At 65.0% G+C, this 23390-nt stretch carries 26 protein-coding genes; 14 read left to right on the forward strand and 12 right to left on the reverse strand.

Going from position 1 to position 23390, the window contains the following annotated elements:
- Nucleotides 1–64 precede the first annotated feature (64 nt).
- Nucleotides 65–1558, reverse strand: coding sequence for a S10 family peptidase (locus G566_RS0106785; RefSeq protein ID WP_022679926.1), 1494 nt, complete (start codon nucleotides 1556–1558; stop codon nucleotides 65–67).
- A 47-nt stretch (nucleotides 1559–1605) separates the two neighbouring features.
- Nucleotides 1606–1863 (reverse strand): hypothetical protein, encoded by a 258-nt coding sequence (locus tag G566_RS13795; protein WP_022679927.1) that lies wholly within the window; start codon nucleotides 1861–1863, stop codon nucleotides 1606–1608.
- A gap of 36 nt (nucleotides 1864–1899) precedes the next feature.
- On the opposite strand from G566_RS13795, the gene G566_RS0106795 reads away from it, so the two are divergent.
- Nucleotides 1900–2364, forward strand: a complete 465-nt coding sequence (locus G566_RS0106795; RefSeq protein ID WP_156874448.1) for a hypothetical protein — start codon at nucleotides 1900–1902, stop codon at nucleotides 2362–2364.
- Here G566_RS0106795 and G566_RS0106800 read toward each other — a convergent pair.
- Nucleotides 2342–3031, reverse strand: coding sequence for a hypothetical protein (locus G566_RS0106800; protein WP_022679929.1), 690 nt, complete (start codon nucleotides 3029–3031; stop codon nucleotides 2342–2344). The two genes, G566_RS0106795 and G566_RS0106800, sit on opposite strands and share 23 nt — an antisense overlap.
- Nucleotides 3028–3711 (reverse strand): DJ-1/PfpI family protein, encoded by a 684-nt coding sequence (locus G566_RS0106805; protein ID WP_022679930.1) that lies wholly within the window; start codon nucleotides 3709–3711, stop codon nucleotides 3028–3030. Before G566_RS0106805 ends, G566_RS0106800 begins: the two co-directional genes overlap by 4 nt.
- Before the next feature lie 155 nt (nucleotides 3712–3866).
- On the opposite strand from G566_RS0106805, the gene G566_RS0106810 reads away from it, so the two are divergent.
- Both G566_RS0106810 and G566_RS0106815 read left to right on the forward strand, forming a co-directional pair.
- Nucleotides 3867–5780, forward strand: coding sequence for a potassium transporter Kup (locus tag G566_RS0106810; protein WP_022679931.1), 1914 nt, complete (start codon nucleotides 3867–3869; stop codon nucleotides 5778–5780).
- 72 nt (nucleotides 5781–5852) lie between these two features.
- A complete protein-coding gene (locus tag G566_RS0106815; RefSeq protein ID WP_022679932.1) occupies nucleotides 5853–6854 on the forward strand; it encodes an NADP-dependent oxidoreductase in 1002 nt (333 codons plus the stop codon).
- Here G566_RS0106815 and recR read toward each other — a convergent pair.
- Nucleotides 6851–7447, reverse strand: a complete 597-nt coding sequence (gene recR / locus G566_RS0106820; RefSeq protein WP_022679933.1) for a recombination mediator RecR — start codon at nucleotides 7445–7447, stop codon at nucleotides 6851–6853. The two genes, G566_RS0106815 and recR, sit on opposite strands and share 4 nt — an antisense overlap.
- 142 nt (nucleotides 7448–7589) lie before the next feature.
- Here recR and acnA point away from each other — a divergent pair, with 142 nt between their 5' ends.
- Both acnA and G566_RS0106830 read left to right on the forward strand, forming a co-directional pair.
- A complete protein-coding gene (gene acnA / locus G566_RS0106825) occupies nucleotides 7590–10274 on the forward strand; it encodes an aconitate hydratase AcnA (protein WP_022679934.1) in 2685 nt (894 codons plus the stop codon).
- A complete protein-coding gene (locus tag G566_RS0106830) occupies nucleotides 10271–10516 on the forward strand; it encodes a CBU_0592 family membrane protein (RefSeq protein WP_022679935.1) in 246 nt (81 codons plus the stop codon). The genes acnA and G566_RS0106830 overlap by 4 nt, the downstream gene beginning before the upstream one ends.
- On the opposite strand, the gene G566_RS0106835 is transcribed toward G566_RS0106830, so the two are convergent.
- Nucleotides 10513–11229 carry an HAD family hydrolase gene (locus tag G566_RS0106835; protein ID WP_022679936.1) on the reverse strand — a complete coding sequence of 239 codons (717 nt, stop codon included), beginning with the start codon at nucleotides 11227–11229 and terminating at the stop codon, nucleotides 10513–10515. The two genes, G566_RS0106830 and G566_RS0106835, sit on opposite strands and share 4 nt — an antisense overlap.
- Nucleotides 11230–11273: 44 nt before the next feature.
- Between G566_RS0106835 and G566_RS0106840 the strand changes: the two genes are divergently transcribed.
- The 7 genes from G566_RS0106840 to G566_RS0106870 all read left to right on the forward strand — a co-directional run bounded on the left by G566_RS0106840 (nucleotide 11274) and on the right by G566_RS0106870 (nucleotide 16748).
- Nucleotides 11274–12401: an ABC transporter permease gene (locus G566_RS0106840; protein WP_022679937.1), complete on the forward strand. Its 1128-nt coding sequence runs from the start codon at nucleotides 11274–11276 to the stop codon at nucleotides 12399–12401.
- The gene (locus G566_RS0106845; protein WP_022679938.1) at nucleotides 12401–13198 is read left to right on the forward strand and encodes an ABC transporter ATP-binding protein; all 798 of its coding nucleotides are present in this window, start codon (nucleotides 12401–12403) and stop codon (nucleotides 13196–13198) included. Before G566_RS0106840 ends, G566_RS0106845 begins: the two co-directional genes overlap by 1 nt.
- Nucleotides 13198–14157: an MlaD family protein gene (locus G566_RS0106850; protein WP_022679939.1), complete on the forward strand. Its 960-nt coding sequence runs from the start codon at nucleotides 13198–13200 to the stop codon at nucleotides 14155–14157. The genes G566_RS0106845 and G566_RS0106850 overlap by 1 nt, the downstream gene beginning before the upstream one ends.
- Nucleotides 14154–14753, forward strand: coding sequence for an ABC-type transport auxiliary lipoprotein family protein (locus G566_RS0106855; RefSeq protein WP_022679940.1), 600 nt, complete (start codon nucleotides 14154–14156; stop codon nucleotides 14751–14753). Before G566_RS0106850 ends, G566_RS0106855 begins: the two co-directional genes overlap by 4 nt.
- A gap of 76 nt (nucleotides 14754–14829) precedes the next feature.
- Nucleotides 14830–15768, forward strand: a complete 939-nt coding sequence (locus G566_RS0106860) for an alpha/beta hydrolase (RefSeq protein WP_022679941.1) — start codon at nucleotides 14830–14832, stop codon at nucleotides 15766–15768.
- Nucleotides 15765–16265, forward strand: a complete 501-nt coding sequence (locus G566_RS0106865; protein WP_022679942.1) for an RNA pyrophosphohydrolase — start codon at nucleotides 15765–15767, stop codon at nucleotides 16263–16265. Before G566_RS0106860 ends, G566_RS0106865 begins: the two co-directional genes overlap by 4 nt.
- 75 nt (nucleotides 16266–16340) lie before the next feature.
- Nucleotides 16341–16748 (forward strand): GFA family protein, encoded by a 408-nt coding sequence (locus G566_RS0106870; protein ID WP_029131363.1) that lies wholly within the window; start codon nucleotides 16341–16343, stop codon nucleotides 16746–16748.
- Here G566_RS0106870 and thiS read toward each other — a convergent pair.
- Genes thiS through rpmH form a run of 6 tightly spaced genes read right to left on the reverse strand, consistent with a single transcriptional unit; the run spans nucleotide 16745 to nucleotide 21031 of the window.
- On the reverse strand, nucleotides 16745–17740 hold the full coding sequence (gene thiS, locus G566_RS0106875) for a sulfur carrier protein ThiS (protein ID WP_084706806.1): 996 nt from the start codon (nucleotides 17738–17740) through the stop codon (nucleotides 16745–16747). The two genes, G566_RS0106870 and thiS, sit on opposite strands and share 4 nt — an antisense overlap.
- Nucleotides 17740–18390, reverse strand: coding sequence for a ribosome biogenesis GTP-binding protein YihA/YsxC (gene yihA, locus G566_RS0106880; protein WP_022679945.1), 651 nt, complete (start codon nucleotides 18388–18390; stop codon nucleotides 17740–17742). Before yihA ends, thiS begins: the two co-directional genes overlap by 1 nt.
- Nucleotides 18387–20249, reverse strand: coding sequence for a membrane protein insertase YidC (gene yidC / locus G566_RS0106885; RefSeq protein ID WP_022679946.1), 1863 nt, complete (start codon nucleotides 20247–20249; stop codon nucleotides 18387–18389). Before yidC ends, yihA begins: the two co-directional genes overlap by 4 nt.
- 58 nt (nucleotides 20250–20307) lie before the next feature.
- Nucleotides 20308–20517: a membrane protein insertion efficiency factor YidD gene (gene yidD / locus G566_RS0106890; protein WP_022679947.1), complete on the reverse strand. Its 210-nt coding sequence runs from the start codon at nucleotides 20515–20517 to the stop codon at nucleotides 20308–20310.
- Nucleotides 20514–20891 carry a ribonuclease P protein component gene (rnpA, locus tag G566_RS13800; protein WP_022679948.1) on the reverse strand — a complete coding sequence of 126 codons (378 nt, stop codon included), beginning with the start codon at nucleotides 20889–20891 and terminating at the stop codon, nucleotides 20514–20516. Before rnpA ends, yidD begins: the two co-directional genes overlap by 4 nt.
- A 5-nt stretch (nucleotides 20892–20896) precedes the next feature.
- Nucleotides 20897–21031 carry a 50S ribosomal protein L34 gene (gene rpmH, locus G566_RS0106900; protein WP_022679949.1) on the reverse strand — a complete coding sequence of 45 codons (135 nt, stop codon included), beginning with the start codon at nucleotides 21029–21031 and terminating at the stop codon, nucleotides 20897–20899.
- Nucleotides 21032–21171: 140 nt separating this feature from the next.
- Between rpmH and argJ the strand changes: the two genes are divergently transcribed.
- Together argJ and G566_RS13805 are read left to right on the forward strand one after the other, a co-directional pair.
- On the forward strand, nucleotides 21172–22395 hold the full coding sequence (argJ, locus tag G566_RS0106905; RefSeq protein WP_022679950.1) for a bifunctional glutamate N-acetyltransferase/amino-acid acetyltransferase ArgJ: 1224 nt from the start codon (nucleotides 21172–21174) through the stop codon (nucleotides 22393–22395).
- 85 nt (nucleotides 22396–22480) lie between these two features.
- Entirely contained in the window at nucleotides 22481–23389 is a 909-nt protein-coding gene (locus tag G566_RS13805) for a glutathione S-transferase family protein (RefSeq protein WP_022679951.1), read from the forward strand.
- The last annotated feature ends 1 nt before the right edge of the window (nucleotide 23390 follow it).

Raw genomic sequence — 23390 nt, forward strand, 5'->3', positions numbered from 1 at the left:
GGCCTCCTCCTTGCTTTCAGCCTTTGACCTCGCGGCCGGCAGCGCGGCCACGGCCGCCTTAGCCTCACTTCTGGCGTCGGATGAAGTCCCTCAGATCATTGGACAGTTTCAGCCGATCTTGGCCGCGCACGTACATCATGTGGCCGGCGTCGTAATAGTGGAACTCGGTGCGGCCTTCGGGCCAGCCGGGGCGGTTCATCGAATATTCGGCGAAGTGGAACGGCGTGGCGAAATCATACCAGCCCTGGCCGACCCACACCTTCGTCTTGCTGTTTTCGCGCAAGGTGCGGGCGAGGCCAGGGGCGACGTTGACATAGGCATCGCGGCCATTGCCTACGCGCCAGTCCCACGGGCCGACGCCGCCGATGGAAACATAGCTGCGATCCGTCTTGTAGCCGAGATCGCCGCGCAGGTAGGCGTTCACCGCCGCCGGATAGGAGGCATCGATCCCGTAGAAGCTGGGGTCGTTATCGGGCCCTTCGCCGGCGTTGTCGTAATCCTTGCCGGTGTAGCGGGCATCGAGGCGGCCGATGGTGAGGCCACGGTCGCGCAGCAGTTCCTTGTAGAATCGGCCGGGCGTGACGCGCAGATTGGCTTGTTCCAGATATGTTTCCGACAGGCCGGTGAAGCGGGCCAGTTCCTTGCGGATGGCGGAGCGTTCGGCGGCGGGCAGACTGTTCCCCTTGATCAGCGCCGTGATGTAGGCGCCGCTGGCAAAGGCGCGGGCTTCGGCGGCCCAGGCTTCGACACTGGCGGGCTTGTTCGGGATCTTGTCGTGATACCAGGCGGCGGCCGCATAGCTGGGCAGCAGACCCATATATTGCATCTCGTTGCCCTCATCCTCGGCTTCCAGCCCGAAATCGAGGATGGCGGAGATGAGGATGACGCCGTTGAACGCGACATCATTATATTGCCGGTTCAACTCATAGGCCACGGCGGCCGAGCGGGTGGTGCCATAGGATTCGCCGCCGAGGAACTTGGGTGCGTTCCAGCGGTTGTGCTCGTTCAGCCACAGGCGGATGAACTCCGCGACGGACTTGGCATCGCTGTTAACGCCCCAGAAGTCTTTGGGATCGGTCTTGCCCAGGGCATGGCTCCAGCCGGTGCCGACCGGATCGATAAACACCAGATCGGCGACATCGAGCAGCGATTCGGGGTTGTCGCTGATGTCATAGGGCGGCGCGCCGTCGTCCTTGGCATCGGGGATGTTCACCCGCTTCGGGCCAAAGGCACCCATGTGCAGCCACAGGCTGCCAGACCCAGGCCCGCCGTTGAACAGGAAGAACACCGGGCGGTTCGGCTCCGGATTGTCCTTCAGATAGGTGGTGGAGAAGATGGCGGCAGTGGGCTTGCCCTCCTTGTCCTTCAAGAAGGTTTCGCCAACCACGGCGGTATAATTCATCTTCACCCCGCCAAAGATGCCGCTGCGCTTGGCGACGACGCGGTTGGGAGCGGGGGCGGCTTCGGCGGCCTTTTCGACTGGTTTGTCAGCGGTTTGGGCGAAAGCGGGAACCGCCAGCGCAGCGGCCAGCGCGATCAGCGAAACGAAACGAGCCATGATAATCTCCCCTTTGACCCTCCGGATAGCCGGCAGTCTCGGGGAGTTCAATCAGAAGCCTTTGGCGACGCCGGGTCGATGGGCGCGTCAGCCGGTGCTGATTTCACCAATTTGCCAACGCCCCAGGCACCGATCGCCGCTGCCGCAAGACCGAGCGGCGACACACGGCGCAGCACGAACGGCAGGGCAACGGCGGCGACATTGCCGATCGGCCCCAGCTGCGATCCCGAAACGCGCGAGGCGATCTGGCGGCTGGCGGCAGCAGCAACGGCACGAACAGCAAGGCGGGCAAGCGGATTGGCCATGAGCCGGCTCCCTTTGTTCACATCATCATAGCACAGGTGAAGCGCACAAGCCTCGCGCCGTGCAGGCCGTCGCGCTATGGGCTCGCCATGTCGCCTGCCAATCTTTCACCCGCCGATGCGCTGCTGCGGCTGTGGATGCTGGCGGCAATCGCCATCGCCGGCCTCTATGGCTGGCTGGGCTGGCGCATGCGCGACTGGCCGGCCGATCTGCCGGCGCCGCAGCCGCTGCCGGCGGTGGAGATCAGCGAATTCATGATATTGTTCGTTGTCGCGCCGGCCGCCGTGGTGGTGGCGCAGCGCTTGTGGGCGACGCGCGATCGGCCGCTGGCAGCACTGGCCCTGGCGTTTGGCGGGCTGACGCTATGGTCGTTCATCGCCTGGAACAGTGCATTCGAAGATGGTGCCGCGCTCGCCGGTGAGGTGTTGCGGCTGCGCTTCGCCGATGCCGCCATTGCACTGGCCGGCGTCCCTGTTGCGATCAGGGCTTTGCGGCTGGGGTGATTTTCGCGGCGCTGGTGGCGCCTGAAAATGTGTCGACCGCCGTCACCCAAACGGCGCCTGCCGGAACGGCGCCGGCAAAACGCCCGGTCTGCCCGGCCCACTTCATCGGCACGGCGTTGCCGCCCACCCAGGCCTTCACCTCGAAGCGCTTTTCATCCCACAGCGTGCGCGGTGCGATCGGGCAGCCGCACAGCATCGATACATCGGCCACCACTTGGCCGCCCTCGCGCCGCGCCGTGAGCGCCAGGCCGGGCAATTCCACCACCCAGCCATCGCCCACCACCGGCTGGCCAGGGATCAGCCAGCGGGTTTCGGCCTTGGACACCACCACGCCGGCCGGCTTCATCGGACCCGTGATCACCACCCGGATTTCCCTGGGCTCGCTGATGTCGATGCTGGTGGTGAAGTGCGCCGACTTGTCATCCGCCATCGGGGTGCCGCGCGGGCTGCCGGGCATGATCTTCGCGGTATCGCCGGTGCCGCCGTCAATATGCCCCTCGGCCAGCTTGGCGCCGCTGGCGGCATCGGCCAGCACGACATCCACGCCGCCCATGCCGGTGCCAATGAACTTGGCGCCCTGGCTCAACACCCGCACCGTCACCGGCGTCGGCACGGCCAACGACGGAGTAGCAGCAAGCAGAGAAGCAATCAGGATCAGGCGGTTCATGGGTTTTCTCCCGTCAGGCGGGCGGCAGCAGCCCGCATTTCGGCATCGCGGTGGCCCAGACGCTGGGCGGTGATGGCCCGCACATTGGCGACGATATCGGGTCGCGCCGAAGCAGGCGTGCCGCCCTCATGGCTTTCCGGATCATATTCCAGCGCCAGCCGGATGGTGGCGGCCACATCCGGCCCGTGCAGATGATCCAGCACCCGGAAGGCGAAATCGATGCCGCAAGTGACGCCGCCGGCGGTGATGACGTTGCCATCGAAAACGGTGCGTTGCGCCACCCATTCGGCGTCGAACAGCGGCAGATAATCGCCCCACGCCCAATGGCAGGCCGCGCGGCGACCCTTCAGCAGGCCGGCGGCGGCAAGAATGAGGGAGCCGGTGCACACGCTGGTGAGCCATTTGAGCCCCGGCGCTTGGCGCCGCAGCCAGCCCAGAGTCTCCTCGTCATTCATCACCGCCGAACAGCCATAGCCACCGGGCACGCAGAGCAGATCAAACTGGCCCGACTCGGCCAGGGTGAGCGTTGGCATCAGCGCCAGTCGGCAATCGCTCATCACCGGGTCCATGGTCTTGGCGACATAGTCCACGCTGGCACCGGGCATGCGGCTCAGCACCTGGGCCGGGCCGGTCATGTCGAGCTGGGTGAGTTGGTCATAGAGCAGGAAGGCGATGCGCATGGTTCAGGCTCCCCTGGTTCAGACTCCGTCTGTGGCCAGCCATAGCGCGGGCGGGGGGCAGCCGCCAGTCTGACGCATGCGCCGCCTGCCGATGCCGCATTGCAGCAACGTGGGCGCTGTGCTAACCGGCGCAACCTTTTCGGATAGGCATTCACATGTCGGAAAATGGCGCTGCGGCGTCTGGCACTGCCACCCATGCTGATCATCACGGGCATCAACAATCGCTGCTGAAGCTGGCGATTGGCGCCGTTGGTGTGGTGTTCGGTGATATCGGCACGAGCCCGCTCTATGCCTTCAAGGAAACCTTTGCGGGCCACCATCCGCTGGGGTTGTCCACGGTCAGCATCTATGGCGTCATCTCGCTGATCTTCTGGACGATGATGCTGGTGGTGACGCTGAAATATGTCTCTGTCATCATGCGGGCCGACAATCGCGGCGAAGGCGGCAGCCTCGCCCTGATCGCGCTGATCTCGCGCCTGTCACCCGGCGATACGCGTTCGGCGCAACTGGTGCTGCTTGGCGTGATGGCCACCGCGCTGTTCTTCGGCGACGCCATCATCACGCCGGCCATGTCGGTGCTGTCGGCGGTGGAGGGCATCACCGTGGTCGAAGCCCGAATGCAGCCGCTGGTGGTGCCTATCGCCATCGCCATCCTGCTCGGCCTGTTCCTGTTCCAGAGCCGCGGCACGGCCAAGGTCGGCGCCATCTTCGGCCCAATCGTGCTGATCTATTTCGCCACGCTGGCAGTGCTGGGGATCAGCAACATCATGGCCAACCCGGACATCTTGTGGGCGCTGAACCCCTGGTATGCCTTCCAGTTCATTGCTGCCATGCCGGGCGCGGCGTTCCTGGCGCTGGGCAGTGTCGTGCTGGCGGTGACCGGCGCCGAAGCGCTTTATGCCGACATGGGCCATTTCGGCCGCAACCCCATTCGCCTTGCCTGGTTCGCGCTGGTGCTGCCGGCGCTGATGATCAACTATCTTGGCCAGGGTGCGCTGCTCACCGCCCATCCCGAAGCCGTCTCCAACCCCTTCTTCCTGATGGCGCCGGAATGGGCACGGCTGCCGCTGGTGGTGCTGGCGACGCTGGCCACTATCATCGCATCGCAGGCTGTCATTTCGGGTGCTTTCTCGGTCACCCAGCAGGCCATCCAGCTCGGCTTTCTGCCGCGCATGAAGATCGTCCACACCTCAGCCTCAGCATTCGGACAGATCTACATTCCGGCGGTGAACTGGACGCTGCTGGTGCTGGTGATGTTCCTGGTGCTGGCGTTCCAGTCCTCCTCCAACCTCGCCGCCGCCTATGGTATCGCCGTCACCGGCACGATGCTGATCGACACGCTGTTGGTGGGCGTGCTGGTGCTGACCATCTGGCGCTGGCCGGCGTGGTGGGCGGCGCCGCTGCTGGCGATCTTCCTCATCGTCGATTTCGCCTATTTCGCGTCCAACCTGACCAAGGTGCCTGATGGCGGCTGGTTCCCGTTGGTGATCGGCATCATCGGTTTCACCGGCCTCACCACCTGGTCACGCGGCCGGGCGCTGATGCAGGAACGGCTGCGTGACAGTTCGATGCCGATGGAGGTGTTCATCAAGTCCGCCGCGGCGGCTGCCACCCGCGTGCCGGGCACCGCCGTCTTCATGACCACATCAACGGTGGGCGTGCCGCAGGCGCTGCTGCACAATCTGAAACACAACAAGATCCTGCACGAACGCATCATGATCCTGACCGTGGTGATCGATGAGGTGCCCTATGTATCGGACGAGGATCGCATGGGCGTGAAGGATCTGGGCGGCGGCTTCTACCGCATCCTCGTTCGCTATGGCTTCATGCAGGAAATCGATATTCCTGCCGTGCTGAAAAAGGTCGAAAACTGTGGGCCGAAGCTGAAGATGATTGAAACCAGCTTCTTCCTCTCCCGCCAGACCCTGCTGGCAAGCGACAAGCCCGGCATGGCGATTTGGCGCGAGCATCTGTTCAGCTGGATGATGCGCAACGCCGAAAGCGCGATGGACTTCTTCAAGCTGCCCACCAATCGCGTGGTGGAACTGGGCAGCCAGGTCGAAATCTAGCCTCCCGCAGCCAAGAGGTGCGGTGGGCCGGCAATGCGGCTAGGGTGGCTCCAACCAAAGGAGAAACCCATCATGACCACTTCCCGCGAAATCTTCCTTGCCAGCCGCCCGGTCGGCATGCCCGCCGCCGAGAATTTTGCACTCGCAAACCGCGAATTGGCTGCTCCTGGTGCCGGCGAAGTGCTGGTGCAGAACAAGTTCATGTCTGTCGACCCCTACATGCGGGGCCGCATGTATGACCGGCCGAGTTATGTGCCGCCGTTCCAGATCGGCGAGGCGCTGCAGGGCGGTGCCATCGGCGTGGTGGTGGAAAGCAACGCGGAAGGGCTGAGGAAGGGCGACATCGTCTCCTCCATGATCGGCTGGCGCGAGGCGTTCGTTGCCCCGGCTGCAGCACTGGAAAAGCTCGACGTGCCGGGTGGCATTCCGATGGAAAGCTTCCTGGGCGTGCTCGGCATGCCCGGCCTCACCGCCTGGGCCGGCCTGACGCAGATCGGCAAGCCCAAGCCGGGCGACGTGGTGTTCGTTTCCGGCGCGGCCGGTGCCGTGGGCAGCATCGTCGCGCAGGTTGCCAAGCTGAAGGGCTGCACCGTGGTCGCCAGCGCCGGCAGTGACGACAAGTGCGCATGGCTGAACAGCCTCGGCATCGATCATGTCATCAACTATCGCACCTGCGGCAATCTGCTGGCCGCCGTGCAGGCCGCTGCCCCCAAGGGCATCGACATCTATTTCGACAATGTTGGCGGCGAGCATCTGGAAGTCGCCATCGAAGTCGCGCGCCCGTTTGCGCGGCTGATCGAATGCGGCATGATTTCCGCCTACAACGACACCGAGCCGACGCCCGGCCCGCGCAACATCATCCAGGTGGTGGGCAAATCGTTGACCATGCGCGGCTTCATTGTGATGGAATTTGCCGGCCTGCGCGACAATTTCCTGGCCGAGATGGGCCCGTGGATCCGCGCCGGCAAGCTGAAGTGGCAGGAAACTGTGCTGGAAGGCATCGAGAATGCGCCGGAAGCGTTCATCGGCCTGTTCGAAGGCAAGAACACCGGCAAGATGCTGGTAAAACTCTAACCGACAGGCCGGCGGGCGTTCAGGGCGAGGGCCAATGTGCCCTCGTCCAGCCAGTCAAGTTCGCCGCCCATCGGCAGGCCCTGCGCCAGTTGGCTGACCTTGACGCCGGTGGAGGCCAGTGCCTCGGCGACATAATGCATGGTCGCCTGCCCCTCCACCGTGGCGGACAAGGCGAGCACCACTTCCTTCACCATGCCGTCACCGGCACGGGCGACGAGCGCCGGAATCGCCAGATCCTCCGGCCCAACCCCATCGAGCGCCGAAAGCCGCCCGCCCAGCACGTGATAACGGCCGGGGAAGAGGTGGCGTCCATCCAGCGCCCACAGATCCGCCACATCGGCGACCACGCACAGCAAGGATGGATCGCGGCGCGGATCGCGGCAGATGGCGCAGGGGTCGCTGGTTTCGACATTGCCGCAAACCCCGCACACCACCAGATTGGCCGCCACGGCCTGCAGCGCTTCGAGCAGCGGAAACAGCGCCACTTCGCGCCGCTTGATCAGATGCAGCACCGCGCGCCGCGCCGAGCGCGGGCCCAGACCCGGCAATCGCGCCAGCGCATTGGTGAGGGCATCAATTTCGGGCGAAGCCATGGCCCCTTATGGTGACAGATTTTTACCGGCGCAACCGGTCTGGATTTTGACACGAATTCCCCATGGGCAGGCTTTTCGCGCTGCACCATCTGGGCTAGACCGTGCGACAACTTGTCAAAGCACATACAAAGGGAGAGGCGCCATGACCGCCATCGGCCAGGACAGTCTGAACACCCGCCGCACGCTGCAGGCGGCCGGCAAAAGCTACGCCTATTACAGCCTGGAGGCTGCCGCCGCCCAATTGGGTGACGTCTCGCGCCTGCCCTATTCGATGAAGGTGCTGCTGGAAAATCTGCTGCGCTTTGAAGACGGCAACACCGTGACCACCGCCGATGTGCAGGCCGTGGTCGATTGGCAGGCCACCCGCACGTCGAACCACGAAATCAACTATCGCCCGGCGCGCGTGTTGATGCAGGATTTCACCGGCGTGCCCTGCGTTGTCGATCTGGCCGCCATGCGCGATGCCATCACCAAGCTGGGCGGTGATCCGATGAAGATCAACCCGCTGGTGCCGGTCGATCTGGTCATCGATCACAGCGTGATGGTCGATGAATTCGGCAACCCCAAGGCGTTTGAAGACAATATGGCGCTGGAATATGCCCGCAATCTGGAACGCTATGAGTTCCTGCGCTGGGGCAGCGGCGCGCTGAAGAATTTCCGCGCGGTGCCGCCCGGCACTGGCATCTGCCACCAGGTGAACCTAGAATATCTCGCCAAGACGGTCTGGAGCAGCGAAGATTCCTCGGGCACGATGATCGCCTATCCCGATACCTGCGTGGGCACCGACAGCCACACCACGATGATTAACGGTCTTGGCGTGCTGGGCTGGGGCGTCGGCGGCATCGAAGCCGAAGCCGCGATGCTGGGCCAGCCGGTGTCCATGCTCATCCCCGAAGTCGTCGGCTTCAAGCTGACCGGCAATCTGGTGGAAGGCGTGACCGCCACCGATCTGGTGCTCACCGCCACCCAGATGCTGCGCAAGAAGGGCGTGGTGGGCCGCTTCGTCGAATATTATGGCCCAGGCCTCGATGCGCTCACCCTCGCCGATCGCGCAACGCTGGCCAACATGGCGCCGGAATATGGCGCCACCTGCGGCTTCTTCCCGGTCGATACCAAGACCATCGATTATCTGGTGCTGTCCGGCCGCGATGCCGACACCGTGGCGCTGGTCGAGGCTTATGCGAAGGCGCAGGGCCTGTGGCGCGAAGCCGATGCGCCCGATCCCGTCTTCACCGACACGCTGGAACTCGATCTCGGCACCGTCATGCCCAGCCTCGCCGGTCCGCGCCGTCCGCAGGATAAGGTGCTGCTGTCGGATGCCAAGCCGGCGTATGAAAAGGAACTGGCCGGCGGTTACGGCAAGGCCGACAAGATGGCCCAGCGCGTGCCCGTTGCCGGCGCAAATTACGACATCGGCCACGGTGACGTGGTGATCGCCGCCATCACCAGCTGCACCAACACGTCAAACCCCGCCGTGCTGGTTGCCGCCGGTCTCGTGGCCCGCAAGGCGCGCGCGCTCGGCCTGAAGAACAAGCCGTGGGTGAAGACCAGTTTTGCCCCCGGCTCCAAGGTCGTCACCGATTATTTCGACAAGTCGGGCCTGACGGCGGACATGGACGCGCTCGGCTTCAACCTGGTCGGCTATGGCTGCACCACCTGCATCGGCAATAGCGGCCCGCTGCCCGAACCGATTTCCGAAGCGATCAACGCCAACGACATCGTTGCCTGCTCGGTCTTGTCGGGCAACCGCAACTTCGAAGGCCGCGTGTCGCCGGACGTGAAGGCGAATTATCTCGCCTCGCCGCCGTTGGTCGTTGCCTATGCGCTGGCCGGCACGATGCGCAAGGATCTGTCCAAGGAACCGATCGGCCAAGGCACCAATGGCCCAGTTTACCTCAAGGACATCTGGCCGACCAACGCCGAAGTCGCCGGCATGGTAATGGCCAACGTGACGCCCGAGATGTTTGCCGCGCGCTATGCCAACGTGTTCGACGGCGATGAGCGCTGGCAGGCGATCAAGGTTGAAGGCGGCGCCACCTATCGCTGGAACACCAGCTCCACCTACGTCCAGAACCCGCCCTACTTCGACGGCATGACGATGACGCCCGCCCCGGTGGCCGACATCATCGCCGCCCGCGCCCTGGCCGTGTTCGGGGACAGCATCACCACCGATCACATCAGCCCGGCCGGCAGCATCAAGGAATCGAGCCCGGCTGGCCGCTACCTGACCGAACGCCAGGTGACAAAGGCGGAGTTCAACTCCTATGGCGCGCGCCGCGGCAACCATGAAGTGATGATGCGCGGCACCTTCGCCAACATCCGCATCCGCAACGAAATGGTGCCGGGCGTCGAAGGGGGCGTGACGCGCCACCTCCCGTCGGGCGAGCAGCTCGCCATCTATGATGCTGCCATGGCCTACAAGGCCGATGGCACGCCGCTGGTGGTCGTCGCCGGCAAGGAATATGGCACCGGCTCCAGCCGCGATTGGGCGGCCAAGGGCACGACACTGCTCGGCGTGCGCGCCGTCATCGCCGAAAGCTTCGAGCGTATCCACCGTTCCAACCTGGTGGGCATGGGCGTGCTGGCGCTGGAATTCGCCGCTGGCACAGACCGCAAGAGCATCGGCCTCACCGGTGAGGAAGTGTTCGAGATCACCGGCCTTGCCAATCTGAAGCCGCGCCAGATGCTGGAAGTGCGTTTCACCCGCGCCGATGGCAGCACCGGCAGCTTCCAGGCGCTGTGCCGGATCGATACCGAGCAGGAGCTGGAATATTATTACGCCGGCGGCATCCTGCCCTACGTGTTGCGCAACCTCGCCGCAGCATGAATTGGCAAACGCTCGCCATCGAGGCGGCAGGCTGGATCGGAGCGGTGCTGGTGCTGGCGGCCTACGCGCTGGCCAGCGCTGGCCGCCTTGATGGCAAATCGCCGCTGTTCCAGTGGCTGAACCTCGTTGGCGCGGCCGGCTTCGTGGTCAACACGGCCTATCACGGCGCCATCCCATCGATGGTGCTCAACATCATCTGGTGCGGGATTGCCGTGTTCACGTTGTGGCGGCGGCGAGCCTAGGCCCGTTCCAGCAGACTGCCCCGGATCCGGCCCCACAGCGCCACCGGCCAGCCCCGATCCGCCGCCAGTGCCGCCAGTTTCGCCGACGGATTGGCACACAATACGCTGCCGCCCGTTTCCAGCGCCAGTTCGAAACAGGGCGCATCGCTGTGATGATCACTGGTGAAATGCACGACCGCGCCGGCCAGGCCTTCATGTGCCAGCCACTGCTCAAGTGCTGCCCGCTTGGCCGAGCCATAGCAATTGGCGCCGTCCAGCGCGGGCGTGACATCGCCGCCATCACGTTGCGCTTCGGTGGCCACCACATCGGCCACGCCAAAGCGCGCCGCAATGGCGCGCACGTAGAAGGCATGGCTGGCCGACGCGATCACCACCCGCCGTCCGGCCACGGCATCGGCTGCGATCGCAGCCCGCGCCGGGGCCAGCGCATGATCAGCAACAAAGCCCAGCGCAAAGGCGTCAGCCACGGCCAGCAGCCGGCCTTCCGCCACGCGGGGGCCGATCAGCCAGCGGTGTGACCAGCTCTTGATCTGCCCGCGCGACAGCAGGCCCAGCCCATAGGCAACGCCGCCCAGCACCACCATCGGCAACAGCAGCACCCGCCACGGCGCCTCGCGCGCCAGCCAGAAACGGATGAAGGGCGCCCAACTGCCGGTATCGGTCAGCGTGCGGTCCAGATCATAAACCGCGATTTCGGTGGGTATGGAGGTCATTGTTCCCCTTGGCTTTTGCTCCCGCATAGCCCAGTTTGCTCGCTATGGGCAGCAGCATCAGCTGGCAGGAGACAGGCGACGGCGGCGCCCGCGTGGTGCTGTCGGGCCGGCTGACCATCGATGATGTTGCCACGCTGGCCGACGCGCTAGCCACGGTTGCGCCGCGCGCGCCGGGGCTTTCTGTCGATCTTTCGGCCGCAACCGCGATCGATACCGCGGGTGCCTGGGCCATCAACAGCCTGATCAACCGTTGGAACGACGCGGGCCACACGGCCGAGGTGCAAGGCGCTGCTCCGGATATCGTTCGGCTGATCCGCGCCCTCACCGTACCGCCGCCGCCCGTGAAGCGCCGGGCCGATAGGGGCAATCCGGTGTTTGCCAGGCTGGAGCAGATCGGCCGGGCCGTGGTGCACCAGGCCGACAATGCCGGCGGGTTCCTCGCCTTTCTGGGACAGACTTTGGTGGTGCTGGCCTTGACGCTGATCGGCCGCCGCCGCTTGCGCTGGCATGCCGTGGCGCATCAGGGCGAAGCCATTGGCGTCAACGCGCTGGGCATTATCGGGCTGCTGCTGTTTCTGGTCGGCCTAGTGGTGGCACAACAGGGCGCCGTGCAATTGCGCCAGTTCGGGGCCGAGGTGTTCACCGTCAACCTGATCGGCCGCGCCACCACGCGCGAACTGGGTATCCTGCTCACCGCGATCATGGTGGCGGGCCGGTCGGGATCAGCGTTTGCGGCCCAGATCGGTTCGATGAAGCTCAACCAGGAAATCGATGCGCTGCGCACCATCGGCCTCGATCCGATCGAGGTGCTGGTGGTACCGCGCGTGATCGCCTGTTCGCTGATGCTGCTCGGCCTCGCCTTCTATGGCGGGATGTGTGCGCTGATCGCCGGCGGCCTGTTTGCGTGGAGCGAGTTGGCGATGCCACCGGCCGCCTACATCACCCGCCTGCAGGAAGTGATCCTGGTTTCCGATTTTGCCATCGGCATGATCAAGGCGCCGGTGTTCGGTTTCATCATCGCCATCATGGGCTGTTTCCACGGCTTTCAGGTGACCGGTAACGCCGAATCGGTCGGCAGCCGCACCACCCAGGCCGTGGTGGAAGCCATTTTCGTCGTCATCGTGTTCGATGCTTTTTTCGCCTTTTTCTTCAGCGCGATGGGCTACAATTGATGGCTGCGCTCTCTGCGACCTTGCCTGATGATGCCGATGTGGCGGTGCGGGTGCGCGGGTTGGTCACCGGCTTTGGTGATCATGTCCTGCACGATCATCTCGATCTCGACGTGGCGCGCGGCGAAATCCTTGGCCTTGTTGGCGGTTCGGGCAGCGGCAAATCGGTGCTGATGCGCACCATCATCGGGCTGAATCCGGCGCGGGCGGGCAGCGTTTCCATCTTCGGCCAGGATGCGCTCGCCGCCGATCCGGAAGCGCAGCGGGCCTTGCGCCGGCAATGGGGCGTGCTGTTCCAGGAAGGTGCGCTGTTTTCCGGCCTTACGGTGGCCGAGAATATCGAAGTGCCGATGCGCGAGTTCCTGGCACTGCCCGATGCGGTGATGGACGGTCTGGCGGCCGCCCGCCTGCGCCAGGTCGGCCTGCCGGCGGAGAGCTGCACCAAGTTCCCGTCGGAACTGTCGGGCGGCATGAAGAAACGCGCCGGGCTTGCCCGCGCATTAGCGCTCGATCCGCCGCTTTTGTTTCTGGATGAACCAACCGCGGGGCTCGATCCGATTTCGGCGGCGGCTTTTGACAATCTCATCAAGCTGCTGAAAGACACGTTGGGGCTCACATTGTTCCTGATCACCCACGATCTTGATACGTTGATCGCGATCTGTGACCGGGTGGCAGTATTGGGCGACGGCAAGGTGCTGGCCTGTGGCACGGTTGATCAACTGCGCGCGTTTGATCATCCGTGGGTGCAGGAATATTTCGGCGGACCGCGCGGGCGAGCCGCAACCGGGGATTCAACCTGATGGAGAACCGCAGCAACTATGTGATCGTGGGCAGCATTGCGCTGGCCATGGTGGTGGGCATCTTCCTGATGGTGCTGTGGCTGGCGCGCTTTTCCGGAAGCGACAGCAAGGTGTACGACATCTATTTCAAGCAATCGATCACCGGCCTGGCGCTGGGATCGCCGGTGCAGTTCAACGGTGTGACCGTGGGCAAGATCACCCAGATCCGCCTGCTGCCGCAGCGCCCGGAATTTGTGCGGGTGCGCATCAACATCGATGGCGAAGTGCCGGTGCTGGAAGGCACCACGGCCGGGGTGGAAGGCGTGGGCTTCACCGGCGTGTCGCAGATTCAGCTGGATGGTGCAGTTCAGGGCGCCAAGCCGATCACCGAGCCCGGCCCCGACGGTGCCCCGGTCATCCCGCCGCGCACCGGCGGCCTGAACGATCTGCTCGCCACCGCGCCGGAAGTGCTGTCGAACGTGTCGCTGCTCACCAAGCGGCTGAACGATGTGTTGAAGGACGAAAATCGCGAAGCATTGGCCGGCATCTTGAAGAACACTGATGTCGCCACCGCTGCGCTCGCCAAGGGCGCCCCCGATCTGGCTACGGCGCTGGCCGAAGCGCGCACCACAATGACCGCCGCCACCGCCACCCTGCAGCGCATCGAGGCGCTGGCCGGTTCGGGGCAAGCGCTGATGGATTCAGACCTGCGCCCGCTCGCGGCAGATTTGCGGCGCACCGTCACCAGCGCCAATGCGACGCTGGCCAAGGTGGATGCCCTGGCCGGCAGCGCCCAGCCGGGGGTGGAGATGCTGGCCAATCAGACCATTCCGGAAACCACCCAGTTGATCCGCGAGCTGCGCGAGACCACGTCGCGGCTGGGGGCCATCGCCGCGAAACTGGATGAAGACCCGGCCGGTGCCCTGATCGGCGGCCGCCGCCTGCCCGAATATCAACCGCCCAAGGGAGACGCGAAATGATGCAGCAATTTGCGCCGATCATCGCGGCCCTGACGCTGGCCGGCTGCGGCCCGCTGGTGCAGCTGGGCGGCAACGCGCCCGCCCCTGATGCACTGCTGGTGCTGCGCGCCGATGCGCCGCCGCCGCAGTGGGCTGGACCGACCGCCGTGGGGGACACGCTGGCGGTTGCCATCCCCGATGTGCCGGCCGAACTGCAAACGCTGCGCCTGCCGGTGCAGCTGACTTCGGCCACCGTGCAATATCTGGCCGGCGCCAGTTGGGCAGAGCAACCCAATCGCCAGTTCCAACGCTTGCTCGCCGATACGCTGGCCGGCGCTGGTGTGGCGGTGCTGGACACACGGCAAGGCGGTGTCGCCCCGGCGCGGGCGCTCACCGGCCATTTGCGCGAATTCGGCCTGGATGTGCGCGGCGCCCCGGTGGTGCGCGTGCGTTATGACGCGCAACTGGCCGGGCCACGTGGGGCCGGCACCGTGGCGCTGCGCAGCTTTGTGGCCGAGGAAAAAGTGACGAGCCAGCAACCTGCGGTGGTCGCCGCGGCCCTCAACCGCGCCGCCAACCGGCTGGCCGGCGAAGTGGCGGCATGGGTGAAGGGCTAAGCCCAACCAAATTCACCGGTTGCTCAACGGTTGCACCGGCCTAGAACAGCACAAAACCACCTTGGGAGTTTCCGCCATGCCCGCCAAAACGCCGTATGTTCGCCCCGATGTTGCCAACCTGCTCGCCATGATGGCTGCCAATCCGGGCCCTTCGTTCACCGACATGAGCCCCGCCGAAGGCCGCGCCATGTATAACGCCATGGGCCAGATGCTGGAATTGCCACGCGGCGAGATCAACAGCACGGACTTGACGCTGCCCGGCGGCATCAAGGCCCGGCTCTATACTCCAGCGGCGCTGGAAGACGGCAGTGTGGTGGCCTATTATCATGGCGGCGGCTGGGTGATCGGCGATCTGGACACGCATGATCCGCTGTGTGCCGAAATTGCCCGCGCCCTGGGCCGCCGCGTGTTGTCGGTGGATTATCGCCTTGCCCCCGAAGCCCGGTTCCCGGCAGCAGCCGAAGATTGCCTTGCCGCCACCCGCTGGCTGGCCGGCTCGCCCGCCGAAATGGGCAGTGCCGTCACCGGCATCATCCCGGCGGGCGACAGCGCCGGCGGGCACATGGCGGCGCTCGTCACCCGCGAACTGCATGGCCAGTTGCCAGTGCCGTTCGTGGCCCAATGGCTGATTTATCCCGTGACCGACATGACGGCCACCGAAGGTTCGATGGTGGAACTGGGCGAAGGCTATGTGCTGACCAAGGGCACCATGGACTGGTTCATCGACGCCTATATGGGCAGCGCAACCGACAAGTTGCTCCACCCCTGGGCCAGCCCGCTGCTCGCCGAAACGCTGGACGGCCTGCCGCCAGCGATGCTGCTCACGTGCGGGCTCGATCCACTGCGCGATCAGGGCCGCGCCTATGCTGGCCGGCTGATCGAACATGGCGTGCGCACGATTTTCCGCGAGGCCGCCGGGCAGATCCACGGCTGCTTCACGATGCGGCAGGGCATCCCCTCCGCGCAGGATGATCTGGCCGGCTGCATCGCGGATCTGAAGCTGCTACTGGCATGATACCCCCTTCTGCCATTCCGCGCGAACATCCTTCCGGCCTGCCCTATCGCCCCTGTGTGGGGGTGATGCTGGTCAATCCGGTTGGCCTGGTGTTCACCGGACAGCGCCTCGATCAGATGGTGGAAGCCTGGCAGATGCCACAAGGCGGGATCGATCCCGGCGAAGACCCGTATGAAACCGCGCTGCGCGAATTGTGGGAGGAAACCGGCGTCGATCCGGCGTTGACGAGCCTGCTCGGCACGACGCCGGAATGGCATTATTATGATCTGCCCGATGATCTGATCGGCCGCATCTGGAAGGGCAAATACGCTGGCCAACGCCAGAAATGGTATGCCCTGCGCTTCCACGGGACGGACGCAGACGTGAACATCGCGACGGAGCATCCCGAATTCCGCCACTGGCGCTGGAGCCCGGTCGACACGCTGGTCGAGATGGCGGCGCCGTTCAAGCGCGAGCTCTATGCCGATGTGATCGGAGTGCTTTCGCCCTATCTCTGAACTCGAAATTGGCGAGAAATTGTGCCGGCCCGGCTGGCGCGTTATGATTGCCATCATTTCGCAAAGGGGGCTGCCGTGGCAAATCTGAAAGGTGGATGCTTGTGCGGGGCGGTGCGCTACAGCGTGTCGGCCGAACCAGCGATGCAGGCTGTGTGCCATTGCAGGAATTGCCAGCGCCAAGCCGGCAGCGGCTGGTCGATGATCATGGGTGTGCCGGCGGCGGCTCTGGCCATCACCGGCGAGGTGAAGAGCTATCAGGACCATGGCGAATCCGGCGGCGACGTGCTGCGCCAGTTCTGCCCCAACTGCGGATCGCCGCTGTTCAGCCAGGTTTCGGCGGCGCCTGATCTGGTGTTCATCAAGGCCGGTACGTTGGACGATACCAGCCAATTCACGCCGCAGATGCAGCTCTGGACCGACAGCAAACAACATTGGGTCGATATCGCCGGTGTGCCCGGCTTTCCCCGACTGCCCGGGGGCTAGATCAGCCCCGCCAGCGGGCTCGACGGATCGGCATAGCGGCGCTTGCCCATGCGGCCTGCGCGGTAGGCGAGGCGGCCAGATTCGACCGCGAGCTTCATGGCGCGGGCCATCAGGATGGGGTCCTTGGCTTCCGCGATGGCGGTGTTCATCAGCACGCCGTCGCAGCCCAGTTCCATGGCGACCGCTGCATCGGATGCCGTGCCCACCCCGGCATCGACCAGCACCGGCACCTTGGCATTCTCGATGATCAGCCGCAGGGTCACCGGGTTCTGGATGCCCAGGCCCGATCCGATCAGGCTGCCCAGCGGCATGATGGCGGCGGCGCCCAGTTCTTCCAGTTTCTTCGCCGCGATGGGATCATCGGCGCAATAGACCATGACGTCGAAGCCATCCTTCACGAGAATGTCGGTCGCCCGCAGCGTTTCGGCCATGTTGGGATAGAGGGTGCGGGCTTCGCCGAGCACTTCCAGCTTCACCAAGTTCCATCCACCCGCTTCGCGCGCCAGCCGCAGCGTGCGCACGGCATCATCGCCGGTGAAACAGCCGGCGGTGTTGGGCAGATAGGTGAAGCGCTTGGGATCAAGGAAATCGGTCAGCATCGGCTGGCTGCGATCGGTCACATTCACGCGCCGCACCGCCACCGTCACGATTTCCGCGCCGCTGGCTTCAGCGGCGGCAGCGTTCTGGGCATAATCCTTGTACTTGCCGGTGCCAACGATCAGCCGCGAGGTAAAGCGGCGGCCGGCCACTTCCCACGTGTCGCCATCATCTTGTCCGCCGCCAACGAAATGCACGATCTCCAAGGCGTCCCCTTCGGCCAGTTGCACATCGGCAAAGGTCGAACGCGGCACGATGGCCAGGTTTCGCTCCACTGCCACCTTTTCGGCCGGCAGATCGAGGCTCGCCAGCAAATCGGCCACGCTGCTGCCGGCGGCAACACGGCGCGGATCGCCATTCAGGGTTATGGTCAGCTCGCTCATTACGGTCGTCATCATTGGCCCGTGGCAGCGGCCAGCACGGCGGCGCGCAATTCGGGGATGCCCTCGCCCTTTTCGGCAGAGGTGGCGATCACTTCCGGATAGGCGGCGGGGTGGATGCGGGCCGCCGCAGAAACGGCCTCGTGCACTTTGGCCAGCTCGGTCGGCTTGATCTTGTCGCCCTTGGTCAGCACCACCTGGAAACTCACGGCGGCCTTGTCCAGCATGCTCATGATCTCGCGGTCCACCGGCTTGATGCCGTGACGGCAATCGATCAGCACCAGCACCCGGCGCAGCACCGTGCGCCCGCGCAGATAGTCGAACACCAGATGCTTCCACTGCCGCACCACGTCCTTGGGTGCTTCGGCAAAGCCATAGCCGGGCATGTCGATGATGCGAAACAGCGTCGGCTCGCCCACTTCGAACACGTTCAGTTCCTGCGTGCGCCCCGGCGTGACCGATGCGCGCGCCAGGCCATTGCGGCCGGTGATGGCATTCAACAGCGATGATTTGCCCACGTTCGACCGGCCGGCCACTGCGATTTCCGGCACATCCGGCGCCGGCAGGAACCGCAGTTCCGGCGCCGACAGCAGGAAGCTGACCGGCCCAGCAAAACGCTTGCGCGCGGCCTCAATCAGATCGGCATTTGCCTGTTCCTCGGTCACTTGCGGCGGCGTCCTGCAGTCGGCTTTGGCGCACCCGGCTTCGGGCCAGCAGGCTTCGGGCCAGCAGGCTTCGGCGCTGCCTTGGGCGGATTGGGCTTCACATCGATCACGGCGGCCGATGGCGGGGTCGCTGGCGCCGGATATTTGCGGTTCATGTACAGCTGCTGCCCGATCGAAACCAGGTTGTTGATCGTCCAGTACAGCTGCAGGCCGGCCGCGAACGGCGCCATGAAGAACATGAACAGCCATGGCATCAGCGCAAACACTTGCTGCTGCACAGGATCCATCTGCGCCGGGGAAAGCTTCTGCTGCAGCCACATGGTGACACCCAGCAGGATCGGCAGCACGCCCAACGCGATCATCGCCGGCGGCTGCCAGGCAATCAGGCCGAACAGGTTCAAGGGCGTCAGCGGATCAGGCGCGGACAGATCGGTGAGCCACAGCACGAACGGCTGGTGACGCATTTCAATGGAGATCAGCAGCGTCTTGTAGAGCGCGTAAAAGATCGGAATCTGCAGCAGGATCGGCAGGCACCCGGCCAGCGGATTGACCTTCTCGGTCTTGTAGATGGCCATGATTTCCTGCTGCGCGCGCAGCTTGTCGTCGCCGTACTTCTCCTGGATCGCCTTCATGCGCGGGCCGATCAGGCGCATCTTGGCCATCGATTCATATTGCTTGTTGGCAATCGGGAACATGATGGCGCGCACGATCAGCGTCAGCCCGATGATGGCGACACCGAAATTGCCGGTGAACTTGAACAGGAAATCGAGCAGGTAGAAAATCGGCTTGGCGATGATCTCGAACCAGCCCCAGCTCACCGATTTGTCGAGGCGCGGAATACCGGCTTCGGTGTAGCGGTCGATCAGGTCGACTTCCTTGGCACCGGCAAACAATTTGGCGGTGCTGGCATTGCGACCACCCGCCGGCACGGTGACCGCCCCGGCCAGCCAATCGGCCTGATATTGGCCGGCAGCCTGCGTGAACGTGGCCGCAATGCTGGACTTCTGATCCGGCACACTGGCGGCCAACCAGTATTTTTCTGTCAGGCCCACCCAGCCGTTCTTGAAATTATACTCCTGCGGGCCGTCATCGATCAGCTTCTTGTAAGTCAAGTCGGTACAATTGAAAGCAAGGAAAAAGCAGGTGTCCTTCAGCGTGCCATCCAGCATGGCAATCGGCCCGACATGAACATTGGCTTCCGCCGCCGCCGGTTCACCGCGCCGCGACACGAGGCCGAACGGCTGCAACGCCACCGGCACCGCGCCGGGATTGGCGATGCTCTGTTCGACGGTGAACATGAAATCGGCGTCAACGCTGATCTTCTGCTGGAAGATGAGGCCCTGCGGCGAGGTCCAGCGCAGCGACACCGGCGTGGCGGGTGTCAGCGTGGTGCGATCTGACGTCCACACGGCCGTGGCCGGCGGTGCGACCGTGCCCACCCAACCGAATTGGGCGAATTGCGCGTCGGCGGTGCGGCTTGGCGAGAAAAGGCGGACGGGCGGCGACGTCTTGTCCTTGGTCTGGCGATAATTGGGCAACACCAGATCATCGAAGCGCGCGCCGATGAGGTTGATCGAGCCCTTCAGGCGCGGCGTATCGATGGCAACGCGCGGGCTTGCGGCCAGCGCGGCATCACGGCCAAGGATGACGCCCGGCCCGGCAATGGCCGGGGCGGCACCCGGCAGGGCGGCCACAGCCGGATCGCCAGCCGGCGCTGCCGTACTGACAACCGGGGTGGGCGCTTCGGTGGGGAAGAAGCGATCGGCAACAACAGTCCAGCCGAGCAGCACCATGGTGGAAAGCACCACGGCGAGCACGATGTTCTTCACGTCGGGCGATTGATTGTCCTGAGGAGGCAAGATTGTCTCTCTGGCTGGAAGGGCAGGATTCGGATGGGATCGCGGCTGCTATAGCCGCTCAGGGCACCGGGTCATAGCCCGAACCCCCCCAGGGGTGGCAGCGGGCAATGCGGCGCACGGCAAGGCCAAAACCCCGCACCGGTCCGTGGCGTTCGATGGCGGTAATGGCATAGGCCGAACAACTCGGCGAAAAACGGCAGGAGGGGGGCAGGACGGCCGAAAATGTCACCTGCCACAGGCGGATCGGCCAGATCAGCAGTGTTTTCATCGCCGGGTTCCCTCCCAAGGTTTTTCTGTGTCCTTGGGCGGGAGATGGGCCTTGGCCAGCGCCTTTTCCAGATCGGCCTTCAACACGGCGAAATCACGGGTGAGGCCGGCCTCGCGCCCGATCAGCACATGATCGGCGCCGGGATGGCCGTGGGTGGGCAGGGTGAGGAGCACGATCTCACGCAGGCGGCGCTTCAGCCGGTTGCGGATCACGCTGTTGCCGATCTTCTTGGTGACGGTATAACCGGCGCGCATCAGGGGCGCGCCATCACTCCGCTGCCGCACGAGCAGCACAAAGCCGGCGGATGGTACCCGCCGGCCCTGATTTGCAGCCAGGAAATCCCGTCGCTGCCGGATGGTCTCCGGCGCGCGCATCAGCGTCAGGCCGAAAGCTTCTTGCGGCCGCGGGCGCGACGGGCGCGGATGACATTACGGCCGCCGACAGTGGCCATACGCGCGCGGTAGCCGTGACGGCGGGCGCGGACGAGCTTGGACGGCTGATAAGTGCGCTTCATGGGAAACAGTCCTGAAAATAGATTCGGTCAGGCCGCAGTCGCCTGCGTCCGGAAAGAATGGTGCCGATAATGTGCCGGCCCCACAGAGTCAACGCACTTGTCACTGGACAAGCTGCATATTGGCAGCAAAGGCGAAATCCATGGAACGCTCCCCGCTCGCCCTGCCCTTCCCCGCCCTTGCCTCCATCGCCGGGGTGCGCATCGGCACGGCCAGCGTCGCCTACAAGAAATGGACGCGGGACTGCGTGACGCTGGTGGAACTTGCCCCCGGCACCGTGGTGGCCGGTGTGACAACGCAATCGAAATGCCCGTCGCCCGAAGTGGAGTTGTGCCGGGCCAAGCTGCCGCAGGGCCAAGCGCGCGGGCTGATCGTCAACGCCGGCAACAGCAATGCCTTTACTGGCATGTCAGGCCGTGAGGCGGCCAGAGCGCAGGCCGCGCGGGTGGCCGAAGTGCTGGGTTGCAACCCGGACCACGTGTTCAGTGCCTCCACCGGCGTGATCGGCGTTCCGCTGCCAGTCGATCTGGCGCTATCCGGCGTAACACAGGCCCATGCGGCACTGGGCCAGGCCGATTGGCTGGCCGCCACCAACGCCATCGGCACCACCGACACCTTCCCCAAGGCCGCCACGGCCAGCGCCATCGTCGCCGGCACGCGCGTGACCATCGTGGGGATCGTGAAGGGCAGCGGCATGATCATGCCCGACATGGCAACGATGCTCGGCTTCATCTTCAGCGATGCCGCCGTCACCGCAGGCCTGTGGCAGCAGATGCTGCAGGCCGCCGTCGCCCCCACGTTCAACAGCATCACGGTGGACAGTGACACCAGCACATCGGACACGGTGCTGGCCTTCGCCACCGGCGCCGCCGACCATCCCGTGCTCACAAGCATGGATGACGCGGGCGCCGACGCGCTGGCCGCCGCATTGGCAGACGTGTGCCGCCAACTCGCCATCCTGGTGGTGCGCGACGGTGAGGGCGCGCAGAAACTGATCGAGGTGAATGTGACCGGCGCGGTGGACGATAGCTCGGCCAAGCGCGTCGCCATGAGCATCGCCAATTCGCCCCTGCTGAAAACCGCGATTGCCGGCGGCGACGCCAATTGGGGCCGGGTGGTGATGGCCGTCGGCAAGGCCGGCGAACCCGCCGAGCGCGACCTGCTTTCGATCCGTTTCGGCGACACGCTGGTGGCCGAACAGGGCATGGTCGTGCCCGGTTATGACGAGGCACCGGTGGCGGCGCATCTTGACGGGCAAGAGGTGCGCATCACCGTCGATCTCGGCCTTGGGCAAGGCCGGGCCCGCGTGTGGACCTGCGATCTCACCCACGGCTACATCCGCATCAATGCTGATTATCGCAGCTGAACGCTGCTGGGGCCGACTACCGCAGCTGGCCCCCTCCCCATAATGGCACTGGGGGCAGGCCGGTTTGAGGGGCATCATCTCGGCCATGATCCCGATCCTCTACCATTATGAAGCCTCGCCCTTTGCCGAACTGGTGCGGGCCGCCTTTGGCGTGAAAGGCCTCACATGGGGCAGCCTGCTCGTCCCCCGCATCATGCCCAAGCCGGACCAGACCCAGCTGACCGGTGCCTACGGCCGGACGCCTGTCGTGCAGATCGGGGCGGACATCTATTGCGACACCGGCGCCATCCTGCCGGCTCTCGAATCCCTGCCCGGCCCCAGTCTCTATCCCGCGCCATTGGGCCCGCTGCACAGACTGGTGGCAAGCTGGGCCAACGGGCCGCAATTCTTTGCCCATGTCGGCGCGGCGATGGGCGGCATGACGCCTGAGATGATGGGCGAGGATTTCATCAAGGACCGCCAGGCGCGTTTCGGCATGGACCTGGCCGCGCTGGGCCGCGCCGCGCCGCATCTGGCCGGCCAGGCGCTGGTGGCGAGCCAATGGCTTTCGGACACACTGTCCGATGGCCGCGCCTTCATCGGCGGCGACGAACCTGGGGCGGGTGATCTGGCGCTCTACAGCAACATCTGGTTCGTGAAGGCCGTGCCGACAGCGGCAGCCAATGCGGCCGCCATGCTGGCGCTGCCGGGCGTGGAAGACTGGTTTGCGCGCATGGCCGGATTCGGCCACGGCGAGCGGCGCGAAATGACAGCCGATGATGCGTTGGCTGCCGCCCGCGCCGCCACCCCCGCCACGATCAGCGGCGGAGTGGATGAGCCCTACGTGGCCGGCATGATGGTGGGCGTTGCCCAAGAAGGCATGAAGGACGCGCCCAGCGTTGGCCGACTGCTGCGCTGCTGTTCAACCGGGATCAGCATTGCCCGTGAAGTGGAGGACGGGCTCACCGCCCATGTCCACTTCCCGCGCCTGGGGCAGGTCGTGGCGCCGGCTTAAG

Source organism: Sandarakinorhabdus limnophila DSM 17366 (genome assembly GCF_000420765.1).
GTDB classification, from domain to species: domain Bacteria; phylum Pseudomonadota; class Alphaproteobacteria; order Sphingomonadales; family Sphingomonadaceae; genus Sandarakinorhabdus; species Sandarakinorhabdus limnophila.

Excerpts from the sequence above, each read along its gene's own strand:
- G566_RS0106785 (WP_022679926.1), bottom strand. The coding sequence starts at position 1,558 with ATGGCTCGTTTCGTTTCGCTGATCGCGCTGGCCGCTGCGCTGGCGGTT.
- G566_RS13795 (WP_022679927.1), bottom strand. The coding sequence starts at position 1,863 with ATGGCCAATCCGCTTGCCCGCCTTGCTGTTCGTGCCGTTGCTGCTGCC.
- G566_RS0106800 (WP_022679929.1), bottom strand. The coding sequence starts at position 3,031 with ATGAACCGCCTGATCCTGATTGCTTCTCTGCTTGCTGCTACTCCGTCG.
- G566_RS0106805 (WP_022679930.1), bottom strand. The coding sequence starts at position 3,711 with ATGCGCATCGCCTTCCTGCTCTATGACCAACTCACCCAGCTCGACATG.
- G566_RS0106810 (WP_022679931.1), top strand. The coding sequence starts at position 3,867 with ATGTCGGAAAATGGCGCTGCGGCGTCTGGCACTGCCACCCATGCTGAT.
- G566_RS0106815 (WP_022679932.1), top strand. The coding sequence starts at position 5,853 with ATGACCACTTCCCGCGAAATCTTCCTTGCCAGCCGCCCGGTCGGCATG.
- recR (WP_022679933.1), bottom strand. The coding sequence starts at position 7,447 with ATGGCTTCGCCCGAAATTGATGCCCTCACCAATGCGCTGGCGCGATTG.
- acnA (WP_022679934.1), top strand. The coding sequence starts at position 7,590 with ATGACCGCCATCGGCCAGGACAGTCTGAACACCCGCCGCACGCTGCAG.
- G566_RS0106830 (WP_022679935.1), top strand. The coding sequence starts at position 10,271 with ATGAATTGGCAAACGCTCGCCATCGAGGCGGCAGGCTGGATCGGAGCG.
- G566_RS0106835 (WP_022679936.1), bottom strand. The coding sequence starts at position 11,229 with ATGACCTCCATACCCACCGAAATCGCGGTTTATGATCTGGACCGCACG.
- G566_RS0106840 (WP_022679937.1), top strand. The coding sequence starts at position 11,274 with ATGGGCAGCAGCATCAGCTGGCAGGAGACAGGCGACGGCGGCGCCCGC.
- G566_RS0106845 (WP_022679938.1), top strand. The coding sequence starts at position 12,401 with ATGGCTGCGCTCTCTGCGACCTTGCCTGATGATGCCGATGTGGCGGTG.
- G566_RS0106850 (WP_022679939.1), top strand. The coding sequence starts at position 13,198 with ATGGAGAACCGCAGCAACTATGTGATCGTGGGCAGCATTGCGCTGGCC.
- G566_RS0106855 (WP_022679940.1), top strand. The coding sequence starts at position 14,154 with ATGATGCAGCAATTTGCGCCGATCATCGCGGCCCTGACGCTGGCCGGC.
- G566_RS0106860 (WP_022679941.1), top strand. The coding sequence starts at position 14,830 with ATGCCCGCCAAAACGCCGTATGTTCGCCCCGATGTTGCCAACCTGCTC.
- G566_RS0106865 (WP_022679942.1), top strand. The coding sequence starts at position 15,765 with ATGATACCCCCTTCTGCCATTCCGCGCGAACATCCTTCCGGCCTGCCC.
- thiS (WP_084706806.1), bottom strand. The coding sequence starts at position 17,740 with ATGACGACCGTAATGAGCGAGCTGACCATAACCCTGAATGGCGATCCG.
- yidD (WP_022679947.1), bottom strand. The coding sequence starts at position 20,517 with ATGAAAACACTGCTGATCTGGCCGATCCGCCTGTGGCAGGTGACATTT.
- rnpA (WP_022679948.1), bottom strand. The coding sequence starts at position 20,891 with ATGCGCGCGCCGGAGACCATCCGGCAGCGACGGGATTTCCTGGCTGCA.
- rpmH (WP_022679949.1), bottom strand. The coding sequence starts at position 21,031 with ATGAAGCGCACTTATCAGCCGTCCAAGCTCGTCCGCGCCCGCCGTCAC.
- argJ (WP_022679950.1), top strand. The coding sequence starts at position 21,172 with ATGGAACGCTCCCCGCTCGCCCTGCCCTTCCCCGCCCTTGCCTCCATC.
- G566_RS13805 (WP_022679951.1), top strand. The coding sequence starts at position 22,481 with ATGATCCCGATCCTCTACCATTATGAAGCCTCGCCCTTTGCCGAACTG.